Here is an 11,309-nt window from a genome sequence, read left to right as displayed (position 1 = left end):
GACCGCCGACAAGTCGTGCCGCAAGGGCATTTGGCAGGCTCAGTCGCGACTAGCGATCGCGTAAGCGCCGCAGTGCGCCCGCGAATGCGCCCGTATCACCGTCGAGCGGTGCGAAGAAGTCGCGGTCGCAGTTCTCGACTTCGACTATGGCCCGATTCGCTAGTGCCACACCGTCTTCGGTGGGGACGAGGGCTTTGGCCCTGCGGTCGTGCGGATGGTCGCGGCGCTCGAGCAATCCCTTCTGTTCGAGTGCGCGCAACACCTGGGAGGTCATCATCGGATCGGTGGCGGCGTGGGCGGCCAGATCGCGTTGCATCACCGGTTCGCCGCGGCCAGCGGCGAGGTAGGTCAGCGCGGCCAGCAGGACGAACTGCACATGGGTGAGGTCGAAGGGGGCGAGGGCCGCGCGCTGAGCGGCCTGCCAGCGGTTGGTCACCTGCCAGAGCAACAGGCCAGGACTTTCGTCGGCCTCGGCGAATCGGCTGCGCAGACCGCGATCCGCACTCATATGCCTCCTTTATTACTGAGCATCGCCTGTTCGATTACCGCGAAATCGTGCGCGGTCAGTTCGACCAGCCCACGACGCAGCAGCATGCCCCAATTCGGCGTACTGGTGAGATCCAGTTCGCCGCGCAGTTCGTCGATCGCGATCTCGCGCGCATCAGTCCGATACTGCACCGCGCGCCGCCACGGTTGGAAGCAGCCGCCGTCCTGCGGATCCGCCTGCCACACCGGCCGGTCGTCGATGATCCCGATGGCGGTGAAGGATCTGATCGGCGCACCACCGCGCATACCTTCGCGCGGCGAATAATAAAGGAACCCGTCGCCGGGCCGCATGCGCTCTAGCGGCGTCCGCTTGCCATGGTTGACCTGGGCGATCCCGAGTTCGACACCGCGGCGCACATGCTCCCGAGAAACCACACCCAGCCAGTACTTGGTGGTCGTTGCAGTAGCAGTCATGGGATTTAGTATGCGCGCATACTAAATCCCTCGCAAGTCGGAATTCGGCGATGGAACAGGATCGGGCCGTCAAATGTTGAACGGTCCGTGACTGACGTGACTCCCGCTCTGACGATGTACTCGACCACCTGGTGCGGCTACTGCCGACGGCTGAAGAAGCAGTTGGACGAGTCCGGCATCAGCTATGTCGAGATCGATATCGAAGAGGATCCCGCATCGGCCGAATTCGTCGGCAGTGTGAACGGCGGCAACCATGTGGTGCCGACGGTGAAGTTCGCGGATGGGTCCACGGCGACGAATCCGTCGCTGGCCGCGGTCAAGCAGACTTTGGCCGCGCTGGCCTGATCAGGCCGCAATCAATCCGTGCGGACCGAGCGGCCCGCACGGATCTTTCGCATGTCTTCGATCAGAGCGCGGCCCAGGACTCGACGATGGTGCGCGCGATGGAGATCGAACCCGGCAGCAGTAGCCGCGCGCCCTGGTTCTGGGCGGACCAGTCACCGACGGCCAGTGCTTCGCGTACCTCGGCGCGAGTGAACCAGTAGGCCTCGGCGATCTCGCCATCGGAAAAGATCAGTGGCTGATCGGGATCGGCGATGGCGGCGAAGCCGAGCATGAGCGAGCGCGGGAACGGCCACGGCTGGCTGCCCAGGTAGCTGATGTCGCGCACGTCGAGGCCGACCTCCTCGCGCATCTCCCGCTCGACGCACCGCTCCAGCGACTCCCCCGCCTCCACGAATCCGGCGAGCAGGGAGAACAGCGTCTTCGGCCAGGTGTTCTGGCGGGCCAGCAGGACACGGTCGCCGCCGTCGTGGATCAGGCAGATGACCGCCGGATCGATCCGCGGGAACTCCTCGGCGCCGTTCTCGGTGACCCGCGACCAGCCGCCCTTCGTCGGGACGGACGCGGTGCCGTCGGCGGCATTGAATGCGGCCTTGTCATGCCAGTTCAGCAGGGCCATCGCGGAGGTGAGCAGGTCGGCGGTGAGATCGTCCAGCCCGCCGGCCATGGCACGCAGATCGGTCAGCGTGCCTTGTAGTTCGGCATCACGCACGGCCCACACGTGCTTGCCGCCGTGGATGCCGAGGAAGACCGCGGCCGGACTCGGTTCGGCAGAAAACTCGATCGTCGGCTCCAGCACCGGCGCCCCGTCGTCGAATCGGAACTGCCCTCGCTTGTTGATCCGGAGCAACTCGGCCTCGGCCCAGCCCTCCTTCAACGCCTGTTCGTCGGCCCGGATCTCCTCGGCCCGGTCGAGCACTGAACGCGAAAGCAGTGGAACACTATTGAGCTGAAATCCAGAGGCCACGGTTCGAGACTATCGCGCCGGAATTACCGGCGTGCGTGCCGGATGTAGAGCAGCTTGTCGGTCGCTTCCAGCGCGTCCACCTCGGCCTCGCCCACCCGGATCAGCTCACCGCCGCGCACCACACCGAGCACGATATCGCTGAGATGGCGCGGCGAGCCGCCGACCTCGGACGGTTCCACATCGCGTTCGGCCACCGCGAAGCCCTGTTCGGGGGTCAGCAGATCCTCGATCATCTCCACCACAGTCGGGGTGGTGGTCGCGATGCCGAGCAACCGGCCAGCGGTCTCGGAGGAGACGACCACCGAATCCGCACCGGACTGGCGCAGTAGGTGGGTGTTCTCGGCCTCCCGGATGGCGACCACGATCTTGGCGCTCTTATTGAGCTCGCGCGCCGTGAGACTCACCAGGACGGCGGTGTCGTCCCGGTTGGCGGCGACCACGATCGATGCGGCCCGCTGCGCACCGGCCAACCGGAGCACATCGGACTGGGTGGCCGAACCGTGCACCGTCACCAGGCCCGCATTCGCCGCCGCGTCCAGCGCGACCGCATCGGTATCGACCACGACGATATCGGCGGCCTGTATGCCGTCGCCGAGCATGGCGTCGATCGCGGTGCGGCCCTTCGTCCCGTATCCGACGACCACGGTGTGATTACGCACGCTGCGCCTCCAACGCTGAATCTTGAATGCCTGCCGGGAGCGCTCGGTGAGCACGCCGATGGTGGTACCGACGAGCACGATCAGGAAGAGCACGCGCAGCGGGGTGATGATGACGATATTGACCAGCCTGGCCTCGGCGGTCACCGGCGCGATATCGCCGTAGCCGGTGGTCGACAGCGACACCGTCGCGTAGTAGAGGGCGTCGAGGAACGACAGCTCGTCACCGGAATTGTCGCGGTACCCGTCGCGACCGAAGTACACCACCAGCGCCGCGGCGAACAGCAGACCGATCGCGAACAGCACCCTGCGCACCAGCGAAGCCCCTGGGCTGGTCTCGATTTCGGGAATGCGCAGCACCCCGACCAGCGCGAAATCCGGACGACTGGACAGTCCGACACTGCGTGCGCGATCACCGAACATCGGACGCACCCGCCCCTGCGCTCGCCACGACCTCGGCCGTCTCCGGCGTTGCTTGTCCCTCCGGCACGCACGGCAGCCTACCGGGTCCCGGCGGGCGCGCCTGGACTCGACGCGAACGGTTGGTGAATCTCTGGATCATTCCGGGGGCGTCGGCGCCGCATTCCGGATCAGCTCGGCCAGTTCCTCCGGGCCGGGCAGTTCGGCGGGGGCGATGGTGCGTCCGGTGCGCACGTAATGGAATGCGGCGCCGATGCGTTCGAGCATTTCCGCTTCGGTGCCGTGATCGCGGGCCGCCATCAGCCTGGCCCAGGCCAGACGGTAGACGGCCAGCTGCAGGGCGACCGCGGGCTCGTCGGCGGGCGCGGGTTCGGCGCCGGTTTTCCAGTCGACGACGATCCAGCCGCCGGGTTCGGCGAAGACCGCGTCCATCCGACCGCGAATAACCGTGCCAGCGATGGAGGTTTCGAACGGGATCTCCACTTCGATCGGGCTGCGATGGGCCCACGGGGAATTGAGGAAGGACTCCTGCATGGTGACCAGCTCGGAGTCCAGGCCCGCGTCGGCGGCGGTGCTGTCGGCCGCGCCGGGAAGTTCGTCGAAGCCGAGCAGGCGGTCGGTGGCGAACCAGCGCTGCACCCAGGCGTGGAAGGCGGTGCCGCGGCGAGCCAGTGGATTCGGCGGGAATGGCAGTGGGCGGCGCAGGCGGGCGGCGAGTCTGGCTGGGTCGGCGCGCATTTCGACGAGAGCGGTCGCGGCGATCTGGCCGGGAAGTTCGACTTCCTCGGCGATGGCTTGGTCGGCTTCGAATTCGGCGAGGAGGGCGTCGACGTCGGCGGCCCAACCGTCGGGGTCGGCGGGGTCGGGGGAATGGCCATGGGGTGGTGTGGGATCGGCGGTCGATGGGACGAATTCGTCTGGGGGTGGTTCGAATTCGGGCGGGGGAACGTCGGCATACGGATCGACCCATAGTGCGGGCTCGGCGCGATCATCGGCGCGAGCAGCCGTTGTCATCGGTGCGGCAAAGTTGTCGGTGGCAGGGTCTACAGTCGGTGCCATGTCGATGTCATGGGGCGCGCGGTCCGCGAAATCGACTGAGGCGGTTGCTTTGTCACGGATAGCAGGTTGTGCCGTAGCGTTGGTGACGCCTGCGGGTTGCGCCGAGAGTTCGGCGAGGGCGGCGCGGACGAGGGAAGCACCCTGTTCGATGGGGTCGCGGCGGTTGCCGAGAGGGTCGCGGGGCCATTCGGCCGCTGCGGGGTTATCGGTAAAGGGGTTGACGGCCTCGACGTCGGGGGCGTCGTCCCAGCGGTCGATGGTGACCGCACCGTTGGCCGGGCTGCCGGGGGCCTCGCTGGCGTGTTTGAGTTCCAGCAGGAAATCCGATGGCCCCTTCGGGGATGTGCCGGTTTCGGCCCAGTGGTGGGCGGAGACGAACAGGACGCGTTCGGTTCTGGTGAGGGCGACATAGAACAGGCGGCGGTCTTCGTCGATGCGGCGGCGGTCCAGGGATTCCTTGTGGGACTTGATCGCTCGTTCCAGGTCGGCGCGGTCGTAGATGTCGGCGAGGTCGAGTACGGGGACGCCCTCGGCGGCATCGTCCTGTCTGCGGTCACCGCGCAGGGAGGTGGGGAGTTCGGCGAGTGCGCCGAGCCAGGTGCCCGAGGCTGCGCCGGAGGGGAAGACGCCGCGGGTCACATGCGGTACCGCGACGATCTCCCATTCCAAGCCCTTGGCCGCGTGCACGGTCAACACTTGGACGCGATCCCGCGCGACCTCGACTTCGCCTGGCTCCAAGCCGTTTTCGACGGATTCGGCGGCGGCGAGGAAGGCGAGCAGACCGCCGAGCGAGGCACCGGAATCGCTGGCGTAACCGGCGACCACCTCGGCGAAGGCGTCCAGATGTTCGCGTCCGGCACCGGCGCCGAGCATGGCGCGGCGGGCCTGGGTTTCCACGCCGACGCCGATGGTGCGCTCCACATCCGAGACCAGTTCGGCGAGCGGCTGACCGCTGCGCTCGCGCAATGCGGCGAGTTCTCGGCTCAAGGCGACGATGCGTTCGAATCCGGACTCCGAATACTGTTCCGGCGGACCGGGATCGGCGATCGCATCGGCCAGCCCCGCCTGTTCGGCCGGTTCGGGCGCCACCTCGCGCAGCGCCTCGGCCAATGCTGTCGAATCGGTGATCTCGTTGACCTCATTGCCGTGCAGACGGCTGATCGACAGATCCCTGGCGCGGCGGGCCAGTGCGGCGAGGTCCGCGACACCGATGCGCCAGCGGGCACCGGTCAATATCCGCATGGCGGCGCTGCCCGCACCCGGTTCCGCGATGAGCCGCAGCGTCGCGACGATATCGGCGACCTCCGGGGTGGCGAGCAGGCCGCCGAGGCCGACGATTTCCACCGGAAGTCCTTGTTCGCGTAGGGCTTCCGCGAGGGGGGCGGCATCGGCATTGCGGCGGACCAGTACGGCCGAGGTCGGCGGTGGCTCCCCCGCTTCGCGTTTGGCCGCCCATTCCGCCGCGATCCGGACCGCCACCCAATTCCGTTCGTCGGCAATGGTTTCGGTGAGAGCCAGCGCGACCACGCCCGGTTCGGCGTCGGGTTTCGCGCGCAATGCGTCGACGGTTACGCCGCCACTGTCGATGGCATTGCGGCGCAACGGTTCGGCGACCAGATTCGCCAGCGCCAGCGCCTCCGGCGGGTTACGCCAACTGGTCAGCAGCGGCAGAATCGGCGCGGGAATGCCGGGGGCGCTGGGGAAATCGGTGGCGAACCTGGGCAGGTTTGCCGCGGACGCGCCGCGCCAGCCATAGATCGATTGCATCGGATCGCCGACCGCGGTCACCGCCAAACGCTGTTCGGCACGGACGGTTGCCCTCTGCTCGGCAGCGGACCGATGCTGCTGGGTCGCATTGCCGTCACTCCGGCGAACTTCGGTGTCGGCCCGATGGGAGTCGGAGCGGTGCCCACCATTGGCGTGTGGTTGCGGTGACGATCCGCCGAATAGCGAGGCCAGCAAGATGCGTTGGGCGTGGCCGGTGTCCTGGTATTCGTCGAGTAGGACCAGGCGGAAGCGGGCGCGTTCGGCGGCGGCGACCTCGGGATGTTCGGCGGCGAGGCGCGCGGCAAGGGACATCTGGGCGCCGAAATCCAGTGCGCCTCGGCGGCGTAAGGCCTCGGCGAGCTGGTTGACCAGTGGCAGCAGGGCGACGCGTTCGCGCTGCACCTGGACGATATTCTGCAGGGCCTGGCTCGGCCCGCCGCGTTGCCGCGGGCCCGCGGGCAGGGTGTGCACCAGTTTTTCGAGTTCGGTGTGTGCCTCGGCGAGTTGTTCGGGTTCCACCAGATGTTCGGCGAGTTGGCCGGATAGCGCGAGCACCGCCTCGGTCACCGAGACCGGAGTGCGGTCGGTGTCGAGGTCGCCATCCCAGTTGCGGACCACCTGGTGGGCGAGCTGCCAGAGTTGGGTTTCGGTCAGCAGTGTCGCGGCGGGTTCCACGGGCAGCAGCAGCCCGTGCTGGGTGAGCAGGCGGCCCGCGTACGAGTGGTAGGTGCTGATTTCGGGTTCGGCGCCGGAGAGTTGGGCGCGCAGCTCACCGCCGGTGTCGAGATCACGCAGCAGCGGTGAACCGGCCAGCCTGGCCAACCGGGTGCGGATGCGGGAGGTCAACTGCTGGGCGGCTTTTCGGGTGAAGGTCAGGCCGAGTACCTCATCGGGGGGCACCAGGCGGTTGGCCACCATCCACACCACCCGGGCGGCCATGGTCTCGGTTTTGCCCGCGCCCGCACCGGCGACGACCAGGGTCGGTCCGGGTGGGGCCGCGATCACCGCGGCCTGCTCCGCGGTGGGTGGCGGCAGGCCGAGCGCTTCCGCGAGCCGGTTCGGCGATACGGCGCCACTCACTCGTCGGTCACCTGCCTTCCGGTGTCCTGGACTGGGCAGCTGCCCGCGACCGCACAGTGCCTGCAGCCATCGTTGCGCATGGCGAGGTAGCTCGGGCCCTGGGTGGCGGCCGCGGCATCATGAATCGTGCCACGCCATTTGTCGAGTGCCTCGGCGTCGAGCGCGGGCTGCATGCGCTGGGTGGCGCCTTCCTTGCTGCTCGGCTTGGCGACGTAGACCAGTCGCGCGCCACCGGGTTCGGCCGGGCCGGATTCGGTGGAATCGTCCATGCCGATATCGAGCGCGCCCGCGGCGGCCGCGACCTGATAGGTCGCGAGCTGGGCGTGGTCGACGGCCGCCTGTTTGGTGACCGGTGACTTCCCGGTCTTCACGTCGACGATGACGAACCGGCCGAAGGCATCGCGCTCCAGTCGGTCGACTCGGCCGCGAATCCGCACGGCGGGTTCGTCTTCCGTGCGCGGGGGCAACACGCAGTCGACCGGGACCTCCACTCCGGCCTGGGTCAGTTCACCGCGGGTATTGCGCACCCAGGCCATGAAGGTCTCCAGCATGGCCTCGGTGCGACGAAGTTCCTGGCGGGAATGCCAGCCGGTACCGGGATCGATGGCCTGCCATGCCTTGTCCAGTGCGGCGCGGACCTGCGGTTCGGGCACCTTGCCAGCCAGTGCCTGAACGAGCGTGTGCACCAGATTGCCCTTGACGGCGTGTGGGTTGTCGCCGTCGGTGCCGCCGTGGCGTTCCAGTGCCCAGCGCAGCGGGCAGGTGCGCAGTAGCTCGACCGTGGACGGGGACAGCGCAACGGCGGTGTCGTCGTCATCCCAGAGCGAGCGCGTCGAGCTGAGATCGGCTGTGCCATACCACTCGTCGGGATGGGTGCCAGGTACGCCGGCGTGCGCCAGTCGGGCGAGTTGGTGGGCGGCGCGACTTCTGCGGTCCGGTTCGGCCTCGGAATCGCAGACCACACCGCGCAATTCGGCTACCAGCGCATGCATGACCAGCGCGCGGCCCGGGTCGGCGACCGGGAGCGCGCCGGGTTCGCTGTCATCGTCGTGGCCGAGAAGTTCGGCGAGGAAGCGGGACGGCACCAGATCGCGTTCGCCCGAAACCGATTCCACGGCGGTGACCAGCAGCGAGCGCCGAGCCCGGCTGCACGCGACCAGCAGCAGTCTGCGCTCCTCGGCCATGATCGGGGCGGCGCGGCTCACCACCGCCCCCGCGTCGACAATGCCCGCGGTGAGATCGACCAGATCCTCGGTCTGCAGCAAGGTGCCACGCGGGCGCGGATTCGGCCAAATCCCTTCCTGCACAGCGGCAACCGCGACCACATCCCACTCCCGGCCTGCGGACGCGTGCGCACTGAGCAGTGCCACTGCCTCCCCCGCCGCGGTCAGCGATCTGGTGTCGTGCGGAATCTCCTGCTGCACAAGGAATTCGACAAAGCCTTCAATGCTCGCACGCGGCAGTCGATCCACGTAAGCGGCTGCGGCATCGAATAATCCGACGGCGGCATCGAGATCGCGATCGGCCTGCATGCCCGCCGCACCACCGCGTTCGGACTGCGCCGCCCACCGGCGTTCCAGCCGCGACCCGGTCCACAGCGCCCACAGCACATCCTCGAGCCCGGCACCGCGCCGCCGAGTCTTGACGGCCCGGTCCAGCGCGTCGAACACCCGTTTCAGCGGCGCCGCCTCGACATCGGTGAGCCGCTCCATGATCCGACGATCGGCGCGGCCGACCAGCAGGTCACGCAGCACCTCCGCGGACGATTTGTCGACATACGCGCGCCATTGGGAATCGCTGTCGTCCAGTTCGGGTGTCGACGACGCGTGACCCCCGCTGCCCCGTTCGGAAGGATCCGCGCCCGCGTGATCGGTTCGCAGCGGGTTCCGCTCGGCGGCATCCGCACTCCGCCCGGCCTCGTCGACGTCCCGATCGACCCCATCTGTACTCGGCCCGCCCTCGCCCCGCTCCGAGGCATGCGCGGCCAGTTCAGCTGTGCTCTGTTCGGCGTCACCAGCGCCTCGCTCGGCATCGTCACCCACACCCAGCTCAGCGCTATCCGCGGCCTGCTCGGCCTCGCCCCGGCCGAGTTCGGCGGCATCTGCGCGTTGAGGAGCCGCATCGGTATCCGCCTCGGCATCGTCGGCGTCCGATTCGGGCTGGGCACTCTGCCATTCCAAATCACGGCTACTGAATTCCGGCTCGATGCCGTACCAGTCGGCATCGTCGGTGATCCGCTCGACTTGGCTGATATTCCGTTCGGACGTCGTGACATTCCGTTCGGAGCTGTCTGCCGCTGGGACGAAGCTTTCCTCGTCCGGCGGGAACGATTCCTCATCCGGCGGGAAACCCTCGGCGGCCCAATCGGGTTCAGCTCCGGACTCGGAACCAGCATGCGCCCGTGCGGCCTTGATTTCGCTGCGTGCGGCCTCCAGCACGCTGCGGCGGATACCGCGACGCAACCGGCGCAATGTGATCTGATCTGCGCCGCCGAGCGGTCCGGCCAGCAGATCCAAGGCGTCTTCGGCCGAGAACATCGCCTCGGCCGAATGTCGACGCCCACGCTGCTGCGCATCCTCCGCGAGCACCGCGCGCAGTGCGAGCAGCATCCAGGCCGCGCCGCGGCGCCGGGCCAATGGCGCGTCGAGTGCGGGCTGTTGTACGGGCACTCCGGCCGCCAACAGGGCGCGGCGCAGCGGAGCCAATGACAACGGCACCGAGCGGACGATCACCGCCATGCGCGACCACGGCACACCATCGGTGAGATGGGCGCGGCGCAAATGGTCGGCGATCAGGGCCGCTTCCTTGGCCGGGGTGGCGAGTACCCGCACACGCACTTCGGTGTCGTCATCCTGTGCTGCCGCCGGTTGATCGGGTGCCGAAAAGCGTTGTGGCGCACTGCCGGGCAACTTGGCCGCGATCCGCGCGACGGCCAGTTCCACCGCGCCACCGGATCGGTGGTTGTCCCGCAGGATGATTCGCTGTCCATCCGGCGCGGCCAGCTGCGCGACGAAGCGCGAATCCGCGCCGCGGAAGGCGAATACACCCTGATCCGGATCGCCCGCCACGACCGCCGTGTGCGCGGCCGTACCAAGCACTCGCACCAGCAGCGCGGCCTGCGGATCCAGGTGCTGGGCGTCGTCGACCAGCAGGTATCGGATCCGATTGCGTTCCGCGGCAAGCAGTTCGACATCGCCGGCCAGTGCGTCCAGCGCGGCTCCGACGAGTTCGGCCGCGTCCAGCGCGGGCGCGGTCGCCTCGGGCGCCTCCACTCCGACCGACCAGCGCAGCAGCATCGACTGCTCGTAGCGGACCGCGAATTTGCCCGCCGCCACCCATTCCGGCCGACCGTGCTCGCGACCGAGCCGCACCAGATCCTCGGGTCCGAGCCCGCGTTCGGTGGCCCGCAGCATGAGGTCGCGCAACTGCTCGGCGAACCCGCCGAGGCCGAGCGCGGGCTGCAGCCGTTCCGGCCACAGACCGCTCGCCCCGGCCGCGATATCGATGAGGTCGCCGCGCAGCATTTCGCGCAGTACGGCATCCTGCTCGGCACCGGTCAGCAACCGCGGCGGCGGATTGCCGTGTGCGTTCGCATGTCTGCGCAGCACCGAGAACGCGTAGGAATGCAGTGTGCGCACCAGCGGTTCCCTGGTGGCGCCGGGTACCCCGCCCTCGACGGAGTTCGGATCTGTCAACCGGGCGGTTATGGCGTCGCGCACCGTGCTCGCCGCCTGCTTCGAATGGGTCAGTACCAGCACCGATTCCGGATTCGCGCCCGCGGCTATGCGTTCTGCGGCCAGATCGATCAACAGTGCGGTCTTGCCGGTTCCCGGGCCGCCGAGCACCTGCCACGGCCGCCAGTCCGGCCGGATCGGGCCGACCGTGGCCGCCGCATCGAACAGCGCGCGGACATCGGCACCCCAGGTCCGAGCCGGGGGTGCCGCCACATTCCGGCGAACAAGTCGCACCGCGCTATCCGATCGCACCACGCGGGCTATTGCAACAGACACCTCCGACACGCCACGCGGGTGATTCGCCGATCGGTGAGGTCCGACACA

The 11,309-nt window shown here is 68.4% G+C and carries 7 protein-coding genes; 1 reads left to right on the top strand and 6 read right to left on the bottom strand.

Annotation, left to right across the window (positions count from 1 at the left end; translation table 11 throughout):
- Positions 1-49: 49 nt before the first annotated feature.
- Both ACQP1T_RS08325 and ACQP1T_RS08320 read right to left on the bottom strand, forming a co-directional pair.
- Positions 50-508, bottom strand: coding sequence for a MarR family winged helix-turn-helix transcriptional regulator (locus ACQP1T_RS08325; RefSeq protein WP_433759362.1), 459 nt, complete (start codon positions 506-508; stop codon positions 50-52).
- On the bottom strand, positions 505-960 hold the full coding sequence (locus tag ACQP1T_RS08320) for an EVE domain-containing protein (RefSeq protein ID WP_433759361.1): 456 nt from the start codon (positions 958-960) through the stop codon (positions 505-507). The genes ACQP1T_RS08325 and ACQP1T_RS08320 overlap by 4 nt, the downstream gene beginning before the upstream one ends.
- Positions 961-1,074: 114 nt before the next feature.
- Here ACQP1T_RS08320 and ACQP1T_RS08315 point away from each other — a divergent pair, with 114 nt between their 5' ends.
- Entirely contained in the window at positions 1,075-1,305 is a 231-nt protein-coding gene (locus ACQP1T_RS08315; RefSeq protein WP_040694747.1) for a mycoredoxin, read from the top strand.
- Positions 1,306-1,366: 61 nt separating this feature from the next.
- Here ACQP1T_RS08315 and nudC read toward each other — a convergent pair whose 3' ends face one another.
- The 4 genes from nudC to ACQP1T_RS08295 all read right to left on the bottom strand — a co-directional run bounded on the left by nudC (position 1,367) and on the right by ACQP1T_RS08295 (position 11,240).
- Positions 1,367-2,269, bottom strand: a complete 903-nt coding sequence (nudC, locus tag ACQP1T_RS08310; protein WP_433759360.1) for an NAD(+) diphosphatase — start codon at positions 2,267-2,269, stop codon at positions 1,367-1,369.
- 23 nt (positions 2,270-2,292) lie between these two features.
- A complete protein-coding gene (locus ACQP1T_RS08305; RefSeq protein WP_433759359.1) occupies positions 2,293-3,348 on the bottom strand; it encodes a potassium channel family protein in 1,056 nt (351 codons plus the stop codon).
- Positions 3,349-3,483: 135 nt separating this feature from the next.
- A complete protein-coding gene (locus ACQP1T_RS08300; protein ID WP_433759358.1) occupies positions 3,484-7,251 on the bottom strand; it encodes an ATP-dependent helicase in 3,768 nt (1,255 codons plus the stop codon).
- Positions 7,248-11,240, bottom strand: a complete 3,993-nt coding sequence (locus ACQP1T_RS08295; protein WP_433759357.1) for a PD-(D/E)XK nuclease family protein — start codon at positions 11,238-11,240, stop codon at positions 7,248-7,250. Before ACQP1T_RS08295 ends, ACQP1T_RS08300 begins: the two co-directional genes overlap by 4 nt.
- Positions 11,241-11,309 lie beyond the last annotated feature (69 nt).

It is taken from the genome of Nocardia sp. CA-135398, assembly GCF_050955845.1.
Taxonomy (GTDB): Bacteria; Actinomycetota; Actinomycetes; order Mycobacteriales; family Mycobacteriaceae; genus Nocardia.
This window is presented reverse-complemented; position numbering and strand designations above follow the sequence as displayed.

Coding starts and splice junctions, on each gene's coding strand:
- ACQP1T_RS08325 (WP_433759362.1), bottom strand. CDS start 508: ATGAGTGCGGATCGCGGTCTGCGCAGCCGATTCGCCGAGGCCGACGAA.
- ACQP1T_RS08315 (WP_040694747.1), top strand. CDS start 1,075: ATGTACTCGACCACCTGGTGCGGCTACTGCCGACGGCTGAAGAAGCAG.
- ACQP1T_RS08320 (WP_433759361.1), bottom strand. CDS start 960: ATGACTGCTACTGCAACGACCACCAAGTACTGGCTGGGTGTGGTTTCT.
- ACQP1T_RS08305 (WP_433759359.1), bottom strand. CDS start 3,348: ATGTTCGGTGATCGCGCACGCAGTGTCGGACTGTCCAGTCGTCCGGAT.